This is a genomic window from Paraburkholderia sp. J41 (genome assembly GCF_905220235.1).
Lineage (GTDB): Bacteria > Pseudomonadota > Gammaproteobacteria > Burkholderiales > Burkholderiaceae > Paraburkholderia.
The window spans coordinates 1-16,885 of the sequence record NZ_CAJMZE010000051.1 but is presented as its reverse complement, the minus strand read 5'-3'; the positions used below and the strand labels follow the sequence as shown (position 1 = coordinate 16,885).

Below are 16,885 nucleotides of genomic sequence, written 5' to 3'. Positions count from 1 at the left end.
CGGCCTCAACGCCGAACCGTCAAGATTGACCGGCGAGGCAGCGGGAACCATGCAAATCCAGATTTTTATGTCCGATCTGCAAACCTCCACCCCGAATACCGAATCTTTCGCGGCTCTGTTCGAAGAGTCGCTGACCCGCCAGGATATGCGCGCTGGCGAAGTCATCTCCGCTGAAGTCGTGCGCGTCGACCACAACTTCGTGGTCGTGAACGCTGGCCTGAAGTCCGAGGCTTACATTCCCATCGAGGAATTCCTGAACGACCAGGGCGAAGTGGAGGTTCAGGCGGGCGATTTCGTTTCCGTCGCGATCGACGCGCTGGAAAACGGCTATGGCGACACGATCCTGTCGCGCGACAAGGCGAAGCGTCTCGCTTCGTGGCTCTCGCTCGAAAAGGCGCTCGACAACAACGAACTCGTGACCGGCACGATCACGGGCAAGGTCAAGGGCGGCATGACCGTGATGGTCAACGGCATCCGCGCGTTCCTGCCGGGTTCGCTCGTCGACACGCGTCCGGTCAAGGACACGACGCCGTACGAAGGCAAGACGCTCGAATTCCGCGTCATCAAGCTCGACCGCAAGCGTAACAACGTCGTGCTGTCGCGCCGCGCGGTGATCGAAGCCACGCAAGGCGAAGAGCGCGCGAAGCTGCTCGAAACGCTGAAGGAAGGCGCGATCGTCAACGGCGTGGTCAAGAACATCACCGACTACGGCGCGTTCGTGGACCTCGGCGGCATCGACGGCCTGCTGCACATCACCGACATCGCATGGCGTCGCGTGCGTCACCCGTCGGAAGTGCTGTCGGTCGGCCAGGAAGTCACGGCCAAGATCCTCAAGTTCGACCAGGAAAAGAACCGCGTTTCGCTCGGCATCAAGCAACTGGGCGACGATCCGTGGGAAGGCATCTCGCGCCGTTACCCGTCGGGCACGCGCCTGTTCGGCAAGGTCACGAACATCACCGACTACGGCGCGTTCGTCGAAGTCGAATCGGGCATCGAAGGCCTGGTTCACGTGTCGGAAATGGACTGGACCAACAAGAACGTTGCGCCGTCGAAGGTTGTGCAGCTTGGCGACGAAGTCGAAGTCATGGTCCTCGAGATCGACGAAGACCGCCGCCGCATCTCGCTCGGCATGAAGCAGTGCAAGCCGAATCCGTGGGATGACTTCAGCCGCAACTTCAAGAAGGGCGACAAGATCCAGGGCGCCATCAAGTCGATCACCGACTTCGGCGTGTTCATCGGTCTGCCCGGCGGCATCGACGGTCTGGTTCACCTTTCGGACCTGTCGTGGTCGGAAACCGGCGAAGAAGCCGTGCGCAAGTACAAGAAGGGCGACGAAGTCGAAGCCGTGGTTCTGGGCATCGACGTCGAGAAGGAACGCATCTCGCTCGGCATCAAGCAGCTCGAAGGCGACCCGTTCAGCAACTTCGTTGCTGTCAACGACAAGGGTTCGATCGTCGACGGCGTGGTCAAGTCGGTGGACGCGAAGGGTGCGGTCGTTACCCTGAACGCGGACGTCGAAGGCTACCTGCGTGCTTCGGAAATCGCGCAAGACCGCGTGGAAGACGCTCGCAACGTGCTGAAGGAAGGCGACAAGGTCAATGCGATGATCATCAACATCGACCGCAAGTCGCGCGGCATCAACCTGTCGATCAAGGCCAAGGATTCGGCCGAGACGCAGGAAGCGCTGCGCAGCATGTCGTCGGACAACGGTTCGGCCGCCACGGGCACGACCAACCTTGGCGCGCTGCTCAAGGCCAAGCTCGACGGCCAGAACCAGTAAGGCCTCAAACGGGGGCAAGCTGAAGTATGACCAAATCTGAATTGGTCGCGCAGCTGGCTACGCGATTTCCGCAACTTGTTCTCAAAGATGCGGATTTCGCGGTCAAAACGATGCTCGACGCGATGTCCGAGGCGCTTGCCAAGGGTCATCGCATCGAAATTCGTGGCTTTGGCAGCTTTGGCCTGAATCGCCGGCCGTCGCGCGTTGGGCGCAATCCCAAGTCGGGCGAGAAAGTGTTGGTACCCGAGAAGTTCGTGCCGCACTTCAAGCCGGGCAAGGAACTGCGCGAGCGCGTGGACCGTCGTTCGGGCGAGCCGCTCAAGGCGGACGAGCCGGACGACGACCTGTAACGTTCGAGATATCGAGCGGTTGCGGTCGTCGGCGGTCAATGCCAGATGGCCGGAACGCATGGACCGGTAGGAAGCGCCGGGGTTTAACGACCCCGGCGCTTTTTTTTCGCTTGTGTTTTCGAGCGCGCATGGGCGGCGGCGGCGCCGCTCGCCGCGACCGCGGCGCAGTCCCTGCGACGGCTCGCACGTGCCCGCGGACGGGGCCTTCATTTACAATACGGGACACTTCGCGGGACCTTGGTTCCGCCCGTGTTTTCGCAACTGCCGCAATTGCCAAGAGAATCCTTCATGAGATTGATCGCCTGGGTGATCCGTGTGCTGGTGTTCGTGCTGCTGCTCGTGCTCGCGCTCGCCAACACGCAAACCGCGACGCTTAACTTCCTGGCCGGATATTCGTGGCAGGCTCCGCTGATCCTGATCGGCCTCGCGTTTTTCGTGGTCGGCTTGCTCGCGGGGCTGCTTTCGGCGCTGCCCGCGGTGTTCCGGCTGCGCATGGAGAACGCGCGCCTGAAACGCGACTTGCGGGTCGCGCGCGAAACGCCGGTCGTGCCCGTGGAACCGCCGCTGCCGCCGCTCATCTGATAGGCCTGGCTTTGCCGCGCGCGCGTCGCGCGGCGCTCGATCGCCGGCTTGCCATCGCTCATCCACCGCTCATACCATCGCTCGCATGGATCTCGATTTCTGGTGGCTCCTCGTTATTCCAGTCGCGTTCGCGCTTGGCTGGATGGCGTCGCGCTACGATCTGAAGGCGCTGCTGTCCGAAAGCGCCAACCTGCCGCGCTCGTATTTTCGCGGCCTCAATTTCCTGCTCAACGAGCAGCCCGACAAGGCGATCGACGCGTTCATCGAAGTCGCCAAGCTCGACCCCGAAACGGTCGAACTGCACTTCGCGCTCGGCAATCTGTTCCGCCGCCGCGGCGAAACCGATCGCGCGATTCGCGTGCATCAGAATCTGCTTTCGCGTTCCGATCTTCCGGTGAACGAGCGCGATCACGCGCTGTTCGAACTCGGTCAGGACTTTCTGAAAGCGGGCATGCTCGATCGCGCGGAAGAAACCTTCGGCAAGCTCAAGTCGGGCGATTACGCGCTCGGCGCGCAACGCGCGCTGCTCACGATCTACGAGATCGAGAAGGACTGGAACCGCTGCATCGACACGGCGCGCTCGCTGGAGACCATGGGCGCCGCGCCGCTCGGTCTCGAAATCGCGCAATTCCACTGCGAACTTGCGCAGGAAGCGCTGCAACAAAAGAAGCCCGACGAGTCGCGCCGTCAGCTCGGGCTCGCGCTCAAGGCGAATCCGCAGAACGTGCGCGCGACCATTCTTGCGGGCGATGTCGATGCCGCGAGCGGCGCGTCGGAGTCGGCGCTTACGCACTGGCGCGAGGTCGAGGCGCAGAATCCCGCCTATTTGCCGCTCGTCGCCGAAAAGGTGATGAAGGCATACGAGGCGCTCGGCCGCGCCGACGAAGGCGCGCAGGTGCTGACGTCGTGGGTCGATGCGTATCCGTCGAACGATTTACTCGACGTGGCCTATAAATATGTTGCGGCGTTGCGCGGCGCGGATGCGGCGCATACGCTCGCGCGCACGCAGATGCAGAAGTCGCCGAATCTTGCCGGCATGGCGCGTTTGCTCGAAGCGCAGCAGGCGACGGCCGAGGAGCCGCGCCGCAGCGAACTCGAACTCATGCACAAGCTGTTGCAGCAGCGCACCAAGAATCTGCCGCGCTATACGTGCCAGAACTGCGGCTTCCGCGCGCGCCTCTTCTATTGGCAGTGCCCCGGTTGCAGCGGCTGGGAAACCTATGCGCCGCGCCGCGTCGAGCCGATTCCGGCATCGAGTTGAGCGCTCGCCGGGCGCGTCTTGCCGGGCGCGCTGCGCCAGGCCGATGAACGCCGCTCGCGTCTGGCCCGCGGCAAGCCGGTAAGTTCGCGCGCGGCGCGCGGACAGCCGCGCGCCCCAACGTTATTTCGTCATCTGCTTCAGTTATCGGAGCGCCTATGAAGATCACCATAATCGGCACCGGCTACGTCGGTCTCGTCACCGGCGCGTGTCTGGCCGAAATCGGCCACGACGTTTTTTGCCTCGACGTCGATCCGCGCAAGATCGAGATCCTGAACGGCGGCGGCGTGCCCATTCACGAGCCCGGCCTGATCGAACTGATCGCGCGCAACCGCGCCGCCGGCCGCATCACGTTTTCCACCGACGTCGCCGCGAGCGTCGCGCACGGCGAGGTGCAGTTCATCGCCGTGGGCACGCCGCCCGACGAGGACGGCTCGGCCGACCTGCAATACGTGCTCGAGGCGGCGCGCAGCATCGGCCGTCACATGGACGGCTTCAAGGTCGTCGTCGACAAATCCACGGTGCCCGTGGGCACGGCGCAGCGCGTGCAGGCGGTGCTCGCCGGGGAACTCGCGAAACGCGGCCTTGGCGCAAGCGCGCAGCACCGCTTCTCGGTCGTCTCGAACCCGGAGTTTTTGAAGGAGGGCGCGGCTGTCGACGACTTCATGCGGCCCGACCGCATCATCATCGGCCTCGACGAGGACGAGAACGGCAAGCTCGCGCGCGAGAAGATCAAGCGCCTCTACGCGCCGTTCAACCGCAATCACGAACGCACGATCTACATGGACGTGCGCTCGGCCGAATTCACCAAATACGCGGCCAACGCGATGCTGGCGACGCGCATTTCGTTCATGAACGAAATGGCGAATCTGGCCGATCGCGTGGGCGCCGACATCGAATCGGTGCGCCGCGGCATTGGCTCCGACCCGCGCATCGGCTATCACTTTCTGTATGCGGGCTGCGGCTATGGCGGCTCGTGCTTCCCGAAGGACGTGCAGGCGCTGATCCGCACGGCCGCCGAGTCGGGCCAGAACCTGCGCATTCTCGAAGCCGTCGAGGACGTCAATCGCGGCCAGAAGGAAGTGCTCGTGAAGAAGATCGTCGACGCGTGCGGCGAGGATCTGACGGGCAGGCACTTCGCCGTCTGGGGCCTCGCGTTCAAGCCGAACACCGACGACATGCGCGAGGCGCCGAGCCGCCGCCTGATCGCCGACCTGCTCGCGCGCGGCGCGACGGTCGCGGCCTACGATCCGGTGGCGGCGGAAGAGGCGAAGCGCGTGTTCGCGCTCGATCTCGCCGAAGCGCCCGGGCAGCGCGCGCGCCTTTCGTTCGCGGCGAGCCAGGACGAGGCGCTCGCGGGGGCGGACGCGCTCGTGATCGTCACGGAATGGACGGCTTTCAAGGCGCCGGATTTCGCGTATCTGAAGTCGGTGCTGAAGGCGCCGCGCATTTTCGACGGACGCAATCTGTACGAGCCCGACGCCATGGCGGAACTCGGCATTGACTATTATTCGATTGGGCGACCCCATGTCAAACACGCAAACTCCTCAACCTGAAACCGCGTTCGCGCAAGCGCCGGGCGTGCAGACCGTGCCGCGCGAGACGCTCGCGAAGTCGCGCGTGCTCGTGGTGGGCGACGTGATGCTCGACCGCTACTGGTTCGGCGACGTCAACCGCATCTCGCCCGAAGCGCCGGTGCCGGTCGTCCACGTGCAGCGCCAGGAAGACCGCCTGGGCGGCGCGGCCAACGTCGCGCGCAACGCGGTGGCGATCGGCGCGCAGGCCGGGCTGCTGTGCGTGGTCGGCCATGACGAGCCGGGCGAGCGCATCGTCGAACTGCTCGGCGAGAGCAACGTCGAGGCGCATCTCGAGCGCGATCCCGCGCTGCCGACCACCATCAAGCTGCGCGTGCTGTCGCGCCAGCAGCAGTTGCTGCGCGTCGATTTCGAGAACACGCCCGCGCACGAAGTGCTGCTCGCGGGCCTCGCGCGCTTCGACGCGCTGCTGCCCGCGCACGACGTGATCCTCATGTCGGATTACGCGAAGGGCGGCCTCACGCACGTCACGCAGATGATCTCGAAGGCGCGCGCCGCCGGCAAGGCCGTGCTCGTCGATCCGAAGGGCGACGACTGGGAGCGCTATCGCGGCGCGAGCGTCATTACGCCGAACCGCGCGGAACTGCGCGAGGTGATCGGCACCTGGAAGTCGGAAGACGATCTGCTCGCGCGCGTGACGAAGCTGCGCCGCGATCTGCAACTCGACGCGCTGCTGCTCACGCGCTCGGAAGAGGGTATGACGCTCTTTTCGGAGAGCGGCGTGATGCACGCGGCCGCCGATGCGCGCGAAGTGTATGATGTGTCCGGCGCCGGCGACACGGTCATCGCGACCGTTGCCGTGATGCTGGGCGCGGGCATGCCGCTCGCCGACGGCGTGGCGCTCGCGAACCGCGCGGCCGGCATCGTGGTCGGCAAGCTCGGCACCGCCACCGTCGACTACGACGAACTGTTTCAGTAACTCCCTAAAAAAACCGCCGCAGCGCGTCCTTGACGCGCGTTGCCGGACAGGTTCACGCCAGCCGGGGTTTCCGGAGAGTTTTCCCGGCGGCGCTTCAACCTCTTGTCAACCTGGCGTCAAGCGCTTCACTGCACAACCATCATGACCCTCATCGTCACCGGCGCGGCCGGCTTCGTCGGCAGCAACATCGTCAAGGCGCTCAACGAACGCGGCGAAGACCGCATCATCGCCGTCGACAACCTCACCCGCGCGGACAAGTTCAAGAATCTCGTCGATTGCGAGATCGACGACTACATCGACAAGACCGAATTCGTGGAGCGTTTTGCGCGCGGCGACTTCGGCCGCGTGCGCGCGATCTTTCATGAAGGCGCCTGCTCGGACACGATGGAAACCGACGGCCGCTACATGATGGAGAACAACTTCCGCTACAGCCGCGCGGTGCTCGACGCGTGCCTCGCGCAAGGCGTGCAGTTTCTGTATGCGTCGTCGGCTTCGGTATATGGCGGCTCCACGCGCTTCGTGGAGGAGCGCGAAGTGGAGGCGCCGCTCAACGTCTACGGCTATTCGAAGTTCCTGTTCGATCAGGTGATCCGGCGCGTGCTGCCCTCGGCGCAGAGCCAGATCGCGGGCTTTCGCTACTTCAACGTGTACGGCCAGCGCGAAACGCACAAGGGGCGCATGGCGTCGGTGGCGTTCCACAACTTCAACCAGTTCCGCGCCGAGGGCAAGGTGAAGCTGTTCGGCGAGTACAACGGGTACGCGCCGGGCGAGCAGACGCGCGATTTCGTGTCCGTCGAGGACGTGGTGAAGGTGAACCTGTTCTTCCTGGATCATCCGGGGAAGAGCGGCATCTTCAATCTGGGCAGCGGCCGCGCGCAGCCGTTCAACGACATCGCCACGAGCGTGGTGAACACGCTGCGCGCGCTGGAAGGCAAGGGCGCGCTGACGCTGGCGGAGCAGGTGAAGGAAGGGCTGATCGAGTACATTGCGTTCCCCGACGCGCTGCGCGGCAAGTACCAGTGCTTCACGCAGGCCGACCAGACGAAGCTGCGCGCGGCGGGCTACGACGCGCCGTTCCTGACGGTTCAGGAAGGCGTCGATCGTTACGTACGTTGGCTATCTGGCCAGGTGTAACGCGAAGGCGCGACTTCATAAACTGGACTCTCCTCGCCGGCGACGGTCGCCGGCGGGTTTCAACGGAGATCCAGCATGATCAGGAAATTGCTCGCAGCGGCTGCGCTGCTTTTCGCCTTCGGCCACGCATTCGCGGCGGTGGACGTCAACACCGCCAATGAAGACGCGCTTCGCGGCATCAAGGGCATCGGGCCCGCGCGCGCCAAGGCCATTCTCGACGAGCGCGGCGCACACGGGCCGTTCAAGGATGCGTCCGACCTCGGCAAGCGCGTGAAGGGCTTGGGCGGCCACACGGTCGAACGCTTGCAGGCCGAAGGGCTGGGCGTGGGCACGGCGAGCGCACAAGCTGCACCAGCCGCACCGGCAACGTCCGCGCAAGGCGCGCAGAAGGTCGCGGGCGCGAAACCCGCGGCGCCGCCGGGCGTTGCCGTTTCGGTCAAAAAGTAGCGCTTTGCCGCTTTCCCGCTTCGCGCCGGTCCGCCGGTTCTCAGCGGCGGACCGGCGATGCCCCGCACGTTGCGGGGCCGCAGTCTCTCCTTCAGGTGTCGCCGGGCGAAGTGCCTCACACTTCGTCCGCGACGTTGACCCGCGGTCACGGCCGCGGGCTTTTTGCGCTTGATTCGTGCGCTTGATCCGTGCGCTTGATCCGTGCGCTTGATCCGTGCGCTTGATCCGCGATTCATGCGTGTCTTGGCGCAAGGGATGCGCGTCGATGCCGCGCGGGCGGCATTGCGGCTCCGCGCACGCGCCTGCGTCCCCACGCGCGCAAGGGCCAACCCGGGCTGCACCTGCGGTGGACCGCCGCCTGGTTTAGAATCGTCGGATCGAGTCAAACGCGCCTTACTGCCATCTCCATGCCCTACAAGACCATTGAAGACACGATCGGCAATACGCCGCTCGTGCAACTCGTCCGTCTGCCGGACGACGAAATCCGCGCCCGCAACAACGTCATTCTCGCCAAGCTCGAAGGCAATAATCCGGCGGGTTCGGTGAAGGACCGCCCGGCGCTGTCGATGATCCGCAAGGCCGAGGAGCGCGGCCGCATCAAGCCCGGCGACACGCTGATCGAGGCGACGAGCGGCAACACCGGCATTGCGCTCGCGATGGCGGCGGCCATTCGCGGCTACAAGATGGTGCTGATCATGCCCGAGGATCTCTCGGTCGAGCGCCGCCAGAGCATGGCCGCTTACGGCGCCGAAATCATGCTCACGCCCGTGAAGGGCGGCATGGAATACGCGCGCGATCTCGCCGAGCAGATGCAGCGCGACGGCAAGGGCATCATCCTCGACCAGTTCGCGAACCCCGACAATCCGCTCGCCCACTACGAATCCACCGGCCCCGAAATCTGGCGCGAAACGGAAGGGCGCATCACGCACTTCGTTTCGTCGATGGGCACGACGGGCACGATCATGGGCACGTCGCAGTATCTGAAGGAAAAGAATCCGGCGATCGAGATCGTCGGCGCGCAGCCCGAAGACGGCTCGCGCATTCCCGGCATCCGCAAGTGGCCCGAAGCCTATCTGCCGAAGATTTTCGATCGCAGCCGCGTCGATCGCGTCGAGAACGTGAGTCAGGCCGCCGCCGAAAACATGGCGCGCCGTCTTGCATCCGTGGAAGGCATCTTCGCCGGCATCTCGTCGGGCGGTGCGTGCGAAGTCGCGTTGCGTCTTTCGCGCCAGCTCGAGAATGCGACCATCGTGTTCATCGTCTGCGATCGCGGCGACCGTTATCTGTCGACAGGCGTGTTCCCGGCCTGATCGACGCGATTTAGCGCGTTCGGCGGCCTGTTCGGCGCGAATCGTTGTAATGCGCGCGCCGCCAATGCAAACGGCCTTCGGATTTCCGAAGGCCGTTTTTGTTTTGGCGAAGTGTCGGGCGCGTTATTGTGGCTGCGGCTGCGCGGGCTGCATGGCAGCGGGATTCGTCAGGTAGCCGCCATTGTTCATGCGCACGGCAGGCACGCTCGACGGCGTGCCGGAAGGCGAGTTCTGCGCGCCCGCCATTCCGCCCGGCATTCCACGCGAAATGCCGCTGGAGGGCGCATTGGACGGCACGTTAGATGGCGGATTCGATGGCTGATTCGACGGCGGATTCGACGGTCCGATCCCCACGCCCGGCTGCGTCGCCAGCATCTGCGCTTTCACGCGCTGGCCCAGCTGATACACCGAAAGCGCGTAGAAAAAGCTGCGGTTGTAGCGCGTGAGCACGTAGAAGTTCTTCAGGCCCAGCATGTATTCGGTGGCGCGGCCTGGCGTGGGCAGGTCGATCACGGTGACGGGCGTGCCCGCCTCCGAGGCGATGTCCACGTCGGGCTGATCGAGCGCGAGGCCCGAGCGCAGCAGTTGATCGAGCGGCCAGCGCGGCTCGGGCTTGCCGTCGGCGGCGGCCTGCGCAATGCCCTGGCTGCCCGCGTCGCTCGCAATGCGCCAGACCACCGGGCGGCCCGTTTCCCAGCCGTTCTGCTTCAGATAGTTCGCGACGCTGCCGATCGCGTCGGCCGTGCTGTTGCGCAGGTCGATATGGTGATTGCCTTCGTAATCGACGGCGTATTGCACGATGCTGCTGGGCAGGAATTGCGGAATGCCGACCGCGCCCGTGTACGAGCCGAGCACCGACGAAGGGTCGATCTGCGAGTCGCGCGTCCACACCAGATAGTCTTCGAGATTCTTGCGGAAGGTTGCCATGCGCTCGGCGCGATTGGGCGTGTTCGGGTAATCGAACGCGAGCGTCGTGAGCGCGTCGAGCACGCGGAAATTGCCCATGTAGCGCCCGTAGATCGTCTCCACGCCGATGATGCCGACAATCACCTCCGGCGGCACGCCGAACTCGTCCGAGGCGCGTTGCAGCGTGGCCTGGTTCGCACGCCAGAACTTCACGCCCGCGTTGATGCGCACCGCGTCGAGAAAGCGCGCCTGATACGCGCGCCAGTTCTTGATGCCCGGCGTGGTCGAAGGCGTGACGAGCTTCACCGCCGTCGCCGAATAGCTCGCGCCCGCGAAAAGGGCGTGCAGCGCCGCGCTGTCGAAGTCGTAGCGCGCGACCATGTCGTTGATGAAGCCGTCGACGTCCGGGTTGTTCGCGTAGCGCTGCGGGACGATTTCTTCCTCGAACGTCTGGCCCTGCGACGGCGGCGTTTGCGGCTGGGCCTGCGCGAGCTTGAGCGGCGCGCCGGGCCGGGCGCTCGACTGGGCACGCGCCGCGCCCGCGCCCAACGACGCCGCCACGCAGAGCGCGAGGGCGAGAGTCGTGCGATGCAGGCGGCCGGAGGCGGGCAGGGCGGTCTTGAGCGTCATGAGCGGGGAAGTTCGAAGCAGTGGGAAAGATCGGGGGCAGTATACCCGAGGCCCTGGCGCGGGCCGCCTCACTGTGCGCCGGCGCACACGGTTCGGACGAAGTCGCTGTGGTAACGTGATGGCTCATCGCGCGCCCGCCGGCGCGCCGACAAACGGAAGGAGACCCGCGGCGCCGCGCAGGCGGCGAACGCGGCCAGCGCGACTCATGACGACCGGTTTCTTCTCTCATCCCGACTTCTTGCGCCATGAAATGGGCGAGTGGCATCCCGAATGCCCCGCGCGTCTCCAGGCCATCGAAGATCAATTGATCGCGAGCCGTATCGACACGCTCGTCGAGCGCGACGAGTCCGCGTCGCTCGCCACCGAGGCCGATCTGCTGCGCGTACACACGCAGGCGCACATCGACTTCATCCGCAAGACCGCGCCGCAGGAAGGCTATGCCGAGATCGACCCCGACACGCTGATGAACCCGCATACGTGGCAGGCCGCGCTGCGCGCCGCCGGCGCGGCGATTGCGGCCACCGACGCCGTGCTCGCGGGCCGCTACGAAAACGCGTTTTGCAGCGTGCGGCCGCCCGGCCACCACGCCGAACCGGCGCGCGCCATGGGCTTCTGCTTCTTCAACAACGTCGCCATCGCGGCGCGCCACGCGCTGGAAGTGCGCGGGCTGGAGCGCGTCGCCGTCATCGACTTCGACGTGCATCACGGCAACGGCACCGAGGCCGCGTTCGCGGGCGACCCGCGCGTGCTCATGTGCAGCTTTTTCCAGCATCCGTTCTATCCGTATTCGGGCGCGGACCATCCCGCGCCGAACATGGTCAATCTGCCGATGGCCGCGCGCACCAAGGGCATGGACGTGCGCGAGGCCATCGACATCATGTGGCTGCCGCGCCTGCACGAATTCAAGCCGCAAATGTTGTTCGTTTCGGCGGGCTTCGACGCGCATCGCGAGGACGATCTCGGCAACATGGGCTTGGTCGAAGACGATTTCGCGTGGATCACGGAGCAGATGCGCATGATCGCGAATCGCCACGCGAAGGGCCGCATCGTGAGTTGCCTCGAAGGCGGCTATAACCTCTCGGCGCTCGGCCGCAGCGTGGTCGCGCATCTGCGCGCGCTCGCCGATATCTGAGCGCGCCGTTTTATCGAAGGAGTCCGCGTCATGAATGCTTCGTCCCCGTCCGCCGCTGCCGCCGCTGCCGCCGCTGCCGCCGCCGCCGCCGCCGCCGCGGCGCCGCTCGTCGAAGTCACGCGCGATGCGTACGGCGTGCCCGGCGTCGTGCGTCTCATGCTCAACCGGCCCGACGCGTTCAACGCGCTTTCCGGCGCGCTGATCGACGCGGTGCAGGCGGAGCTTGCGGCCATCGCGAAGTCGGAAGCGCGCGTGGTCGTGATCGCGGCGGCGGGACGCGCGTTTTGCGCGGGCCACGATCTCAAGGAAATGCGCGCGGCGCCTTCGCACGGCTATTACGCGAAGCTGTTCGAGCGCTGCTCGAAGATGATGCTGACGATCCAGAAGATGCCGCAGCCCGTCATCGCGCGCGTGCAGGGCGTGGCGACGGCCGCCGGCTGCCAGCTCGTCGCGGCGTGCGATCTGGCCGTGGCCGCCGATTCGTCGCGCTTCGCCGTGTCGGGCATCAATCTGGGGCTGTTCTGCTCGACGCCCGCCGTGCCGCTCACGCGCAACGTGGCGCGCAAGACCGCGTTCGAAATGCTGATGACGGGCGATTTTATCGACGCGCCCACGGCGCTGCGCGAAGGGCTCGTGAATCGCGTCGTGCCCGCCGACGAACTCGATGCCGCCGTCACGGCGCTTGCCGCGCGCATTTGCGCCAAGCCGCAAGCGGCCGTGGCGGCCGGCAAGGGCTTGTTCTACCGGCAACTGGAAATGGGTGTCGAAGCCGCGTACCAGCTCGCCGGTCAAACCATGGCCTGCAACATGATGAACGACGCCGCGCTCGACGGCGTGCAGGCGTTCATCGACAAACGCGGCGCGAAATAAGCGGCAATCGTACGGCGCGCCTGCCGCCGGCGTTCAGCGGCGGCGCTCGATCCAGTCGATCATCGAGGCGATCACGCGCTCGCGGTCGAGGTCGTTGAGCGTCTCGTGATAACTGCCTTCGTAGAGCGCGAGCGTGCGGTCGGGCGATCCCGCGTGTTCGCCGAACGCACGGCTGCCGTCGGGTTCCGTGAGCTTGTCTTGCGTGCCGTGCCACACGAGCACGGGCAGCCGCAACTGCGCGCGGCCCGCTTCGATGCGCCGCATCGCGCCCAGCAGTTCGGCACCCGTGCGCGCGGGAATCGCGCCGTGATGCACGAGCGTGTCGGCGCGATTGGCCTCGACCGCGGCGGGGTCGCGCGAGAGCAGCGCGGCGTCGATCCTCATGGCCGGAAAGCGTGGCCAGACCGCGCTCATGACGCGGCTTGCGGCGATCATCCATGCGGGCACGTCGCGGCCGGGCGCGAGCGCGGCGCTCGACAGCAGCATTCCGGCGAGCGGCGCGCGTGCGCGCGGCAGGCGTTCGACCGCGTAGAGCGCGGCGATCGCGCCGCCCATGCTGTGGCCCATCAGAAAGAGCGGCGTTTCGTGGGGCGCGCACGCGGCGCTCGCGTGTTCGACGAGCGCTTCGGCGTCGTCGAGGTAATCGTCGAAGCGCGTGATCCACGCGCGCCGGCCGGGCGCGTGGCCGTGCCCGCGCAAATCAACCGCGTAGACGTCGATGCCTGCCGCGTTCAGTCGTGCGGCCAGCGCCGCGTAACGGCACGCGTGCTCGGCAAGGCCGTGTACGAGCGCGAGGGCTGCGCGCGGCGGTCGTGGGCGCGCGCGCCAGACGAAAAGCGGCAGTTCCACGCCGTCGCGCGTGCGTAGGGTGGAGCGTTGCGCAATCTCGGCGAACGCGGTCGCGGCGGTGAGCTGCACGCCGGGTTTTGTCTCCATCGTGTTCCCGGTTAGAACGATTGTTGTAGGCGCCGGAATGTTGGCGGAGTGTAGCGGGCAATGTTGCGCGCGATACTCCGCCGCAAGCTTCCTCTAATGCTGTCTGGTTATGAAAATATCCAAATCAATTATTAAAAGGAATGTGGGACGCCAGGGTAAAATGCCGGGTTAAATCCAGTCCATCAACGGCGCTGTTTGCCGATGCGACGCGCCCGCCGCGATGTTTCCATCGCCGGGGGCAAGCGGCGCGCGGCACACCGCCGTTTCGTTTTTTCCATGATCGAAATTCGAAACGTGTCCCAGCGCTTCGCCGGCCCACAAGGCTGGATCGAAGCGTTGCACAACGTCAATCTGACGATTCCGCCGGGCGAAGTGTTCGGCATCATCGGGCGCAGCGGGGCGGGCAAGAGCACGCTCGTGCGCACGATCAACCTGCTGACGCGGCCGAGCGAAGGCGACATCGTCGTCAACGGCCGCACGCTCACGTCGCTCCCGAACGCGGACCTGCGCGAAGCGCGCCGCGAGATCGGCATGATTTTTCAGCATTTCAATCTGCTCTCGTCGCGCACGGTGTTCGACAACGTGGCGCTGCCGCTCGAACTCGCGGGCGCGACGCGCGCGCAGATCGAGGCGGCGGTGCTGCCGTTGCTCGATCTGGTCGGGCTCACCGCGCAGAAGGACCGTTATCCGTCGCAGATCAGCGGCGGGCAAAAGCAGCGTGTGGGCATCGCGCGCGCGCTCGCGAGCAAGCCGAAGGTGCTGCTTTCCGACGAAGCGACCTCCGCGCTCGACCCGGAAACCACGCGTGCGATTCTCGATTTGCTGCGCAAGATCAATCGCGAGCTGAATCTGACGATCGTGATGATCACGCACCAGATGGAAGTGATCAAACAGGTGTGCGACCGCGTGGCCGTGCTCGACGCGGGGCGCGTGGTGGAAAGCGGTCCCGTGATCGACGTGTTCCTGCAACCGCGCCATGAGGTCACGCGCGCGCTGCTCGGCGACGTGATCGCGCAGGAATTGCCGCCCGCGCTCAAGGCGCGCGTGGCCGAACGTCTCGCGCAGGGGCGCGGCCATTTGCTGCGGCTCGCGTTCACGGGCACCGGCGTCGATCAGCCGGTCCTGTCGGAAACGATTCGCCGTTTCGAACTCGATTTCAACATTCTGCACGGCCAGATCGACGAGATTCAGGGCCAGGCGTTCGGTTCGCTCGCGGTGCTGGCGGGCGGCGAGCCGGCGAAGGTGGCGCAGGCGATGGCCTGGTTGCGCGAGCAAGGCGTGGTGGTGGAGGAGCTGTCCCATGTGGAGTGAAATGTTCGACATGTTCATCCAGTCGTTCTGGGAAACGCTCGTCATGGTGGGCATCTCGGGACTCGTGGGCGCGGCCATCGGCCTGCCGCTCGGCGTGCTGCTCTATCTCACCGACCGCGACGGCGTGCTGCAAAACATCGCCGCGAATCGCGCGATGGGCGTGGTCGTCAACGCCGTGCGCTCGACGCCGTTCATCATCCTGCTCGTGGCCGTGATTCCGTTCACGCGCCTCGTGGTGGGCTCGTCGATCGGCACCGCGGCCGCCATCGTGCCGCTCACCATCGCGGCGGCGCCGTTCGTCGCGCGTCTCGTGGAAACCGCGCTGCGTGAAGTCGATCGCGGCCTGATCGAAGCGGCGCAGGCCATGGGCGCGAGCACGCGCCAGATCGTGTTCAAGGTGCTGCTGCCCGAATCGCTGCCCGGCGTGGTGGCCGGCTTGACGATCACGTTCATCTCGCTCGTCGGCTATTCGGCAATGGCGGGCGCGATCGGCGGCGGCGGGCTCGGCGACCTCGGCATCCGCTACGGCTATCAGCGTTTCGAACCCGAAGTGATGTTGATCGTGGTCGTGATCCTGATCGTGTTCGTGCAGCTCGTACAGTCGCTCGGCGACTGGCTCGTGCGCCGGCTTAGTCACAAGTAAGTCGCGCCAACAACATCTATCTTCGAGACCGGGGTTCGGTATGCAACGTCGTTTCATGATTCGGCTCGCGGCTGCGCTCGGCGCGGCATCGCTCATCGCCACGCTGGCGCCGCTCAGCGCGCACGCCGACGAAACCATCAAGGTGGGCGTGACGGGCGGCCCGCACGAGCAGTTGATGGAAGTGGTGAAAAGCGTGGCCGCGAAGAACGGGCTCACGATCAAGATCGTCGAATTCTCCGACTACGTGCAGCCGAACGCGGCGCTCGCGAGCGGCGATCTCGACGCGAACAGTTACCAGCATGGGCCGTATCTCGACGCGCAGGTGAAAGACCGCGGCTACAAGCTCATCAAGATCGCGGACACCATCACGTTCCCGATGGGCATCTACTCGAAGAAGCTCAAATCGCTTGCCGACCTGAAGCCGGGCGCGCGCATTGCGGTGCCGAACGATCCGACCAACGGCGGCCGCGCGCTGCTGTTGCTGCAAAAGCAGGGCTTGATCAAGCTGCGCGCCGACGCGGGCCTCAAGGCAACGCCGCTCGACATCGTGGAAAACCCGAAGAAGCTGAAGATCGTCGAACTCGACGCCGCGCAGATTCCACGCTCGCTCGACGACGTGGACGCCGCCGCCATCAATACGAACTTCGCGATGGAGGCGGGCCTCAAGCCGAAGCAGGACGCGATTGCGATCGAGGACGCGAAAGGCCCGTACGTGAACGTGCTCGCGATTCGCGAAGCCGACCGCAACAAACCGTGGGTGGCGAAGCTCGTGGCGGCGTATCACTCGCCGGAGGTCAAACAGTTCGTCGAATCGAAGTTCGGCGGCGCCGTTATCACGTCGTGGTGAGCGCGCCTCGCGGCATGGGATTTAGAGATATCCGTCGGGTCCCGGGCTTGAGGCACGGGATTTTTCCGACTTAAAATCGCACGATCGTTCGCTATAACGGAGCGTTGCCCGGCGCGAACGGCGCGGGCAGCGGTGGTGCGGGAAGATGCTGGCGGAAAAAGCGGCCGGAAAGGCTCTCGCTATAATGTCCGCCAGGTTGACGTATTCGTAACTTTGGAGCGTGTGAATGAAAGTC

Annotated in this window: 16 protein-coding genes; 14 read left to right on the top strand and 2 right to left on the bottom strand. The window is 65.5% G+C overall.

Annotated features, from left to right (window positions below):
* Window positions 1-49: 49 nt before the first annotated feature.
* The 9 genes from rpsA to cysM all read left to right on the top strand — a co-directional run bounded on the left by rpsA (window position 50) and on the right by cysM (window position 9,375).
* A complete protein-coding gene (gene rpsA, locus U5805_RS29740) occupies window positions 50-1,780 on the top strand; it encodes a 30S ribosomal protein S1 (RefSeq protein WP_322107067.1) in 1,731 nt (576 codons plus the stop codon).
* 26 nt (window positions 1,781-1,806) lie between these two features.
* On the top strand, window positions 1,807-2,130 hold the full coding sequence (locus U5805_RS29735; protein WP_028226806.1) for an integration host factor subunit beta: 324 nt from the start codon (window positions 1,807-1,809) through the stop codon (window positions 2,128-2,130).
* Window positions 2,131-2,418: 288 nt separating this feature from the next.
* On the top strand, window positions 2,419-2,712 hold the full coding sequence (locus tag U5805_RS29730; RefSeq protein WP_322107066.1) for a LapA family protein: 294 nt from the start codon (window positions 2,419-2,421) through the stop codon (window positions 2,710-2,712).
* 85 nt (window positions 2,713-2,797) lie between these two features.
* Window positions 2,798-3,973, top strand: coding sequence for a lipopolysaccharide assembly protein LapB (gene lapB, locus U5805_RS29725; protein WP_322107065.1), 1,176 nt, complete (start codon window positions 2,798-2,800; stop codon window positions 3,971-3,973).
* Between the two features lie 155 nt (window positions 3,974-4,128).
* Window positions 4,129-5,526 carry a UDP-glucose/GDP-mannose dehydrogenase family protein gene (locus U5805_RS29720; protein WP_322107064.1) on the top strand — a complete coding sequence of 466 codons (1,398 nt, stop codon included), beginning with the start codon at window positions 4,129-4,131 and terminating at the stop codon, window positions 5,524-5,526.
* Window positions 5,498-6,484, top strand: a complete 987-nt coding sequence (gene rfaE1, locus U5805_RS29715; RefSeq protein ID WP_322107063.1) for a D-glycero-beta-D-manno-heptose-7-phosphate kinase — start codon at window positions 5,498-5,500, stop codon at window positions 6,482-6,484. The genes U5805_RS29720 and rfaE1 overlap by 29 nt, the downstream gene beginning before the upstream one ends.
* A gap of 141 nt (window positions 6,485-6,625) precedes the next feature.
* Entirely contained in the window at window positions 6,626-7,618 is a 993-nt protein-coding gene (rfaD, locus tag U5805_RS29710) for an ADP-glyceromanno-heptose 6-epimerase (RefSeq protein WP_322107062.1), read from the top strand.
* Window positions 7,619-7,693: 75 nt separating this feature from the next.
* Window positions 7,694-8,065: a ComEA family DNA-binding protein gene (locus U5805_RS29705; RefSeq protein ID WP_322107061.1), complete on the top strand. Its 372-nt coding sequence runs from the start codon at window positions 7,694-7,696 to the stop codon at window positions 8,063-8,065.
* A gap of 407 nt (window positions 8,066-8,472) precedes the next feature.
* Window positions 8,473-9,375 (top strand): cysteine synthase CysM, encoded by a 903-nt coding sequence (gene cysM, locus U5805_RS29700; RefSeq protein ID WP_322107060.1) that lies wholly within the window; start codon window positions 8,473-8,475, stop codon window positions 9,373-9,375.
* A 123-nt stretch (window positions 9,376-9,498) separates the two neighbouring features.
* Here the strand turns inward: cysM and mltB are convergent, their stop codons facing one another.
* Complete coding sequence (mltB, locus tag U5805_RS29695) at window positions 9,499-10,911, bottom strand: lytic murein transglycosylase B (RefSeq protein ID WP_322107059.1); 1,413 nt, start codon at window positions 10,909-10,911, stop codon at window positions 9,499-9,501.
* A gap of 205 nt (window positions 10,912-11,116) precedes the next feature.
* On the opposite strand from mltB, the gene U5805_RS29690 reads away from it, so the two are divergent.
* Window positions 11,117-12,043: a histone deacetylase family protein gene (locus U5805_RS29690; protein ID WP_322107058.1), complete on the top strand. Its 927-nt coding sequence runs from the start codon at window positions 11,117-11,119 to the stop codon at window positions 12,041-12,043.
* Between the two features lie 30 nt (window positions 12,044-12,073).
* Complete coding sequence (locus tag U5805_RS29685) at window positions 12,074-12,913, top strand: enoyl-CoA hydratase (protein ID WP_322107057.1); 840 nt, start codon at window positions 12,074-12,076, stop codon at window positions 12,911-12,913.
* Window positions 12,914-12,946: 33 nt separating this feature from the next.
* On the opposite strand, the gene U5805_RS29680 is transcribed toward U5805_RS29685, so the two are convergent.
* Complete coding sequence (locus U5805_RS29680; protein ID WP_322107056.1) at window positions 12,947-13,849, bottom strand: alpha/beta hydrolase; 903 nt, start codon at window positions 13,847-13,849, stop codon at window positions 12,947-12,949.
* 276 nt (window positions 13,850-14,125) lie between these two features.
* On the opposite strand from U5805_RS29680, the gene U5805_RS29675 reads away from it, so the two are divergent.
* From U5805_RS29675 to U5805_RS29665, 3 genes are read left to right on the top strand one after another with little or no spacing between them, the layout of a single operon-like run.
* A complete protein-coding gene (locus tag U5805_RS29675) occupies window positions 14,126-15,160 on the top strand; it encodes a methionine ABC transporter ATP-binding protein (RefSeq protein WP_322107055.1) in 1,035 nt (344 codons plus the stop codon).
* Window positions 15,150-15,803: a methionine ABC transporter permease gene (locus U5805_RS29670; RefSeq protein ID WP_322107054.1), complete on the top strand. Its 654-nt coding sequence runs from the start codon at window positions 15,150-15,152 to the stop codon at window positions 15,801-15,803. The genes U5805_RS29675 and U5805_RS29670 overlap by 11 nt, the downstream gene beginning before the upstream one ends.
* 40 nt (window positions 15,804-15,843) lie before the next feature.
* Window positions 15,844-16,650 (top strand): MetQ/NlpA family ABC transporter substrate-binding protein, encoded by an 807-nt coding sequence (locus U5805_RS29665; protein ID WP_322107053.1) that lies wholly within the window; start codon window positions 15,844-15,846, stop codon window positions 16,648-16,650.
* Window positions 16,651-16,885: the final 235 nt, after the last annotated feature.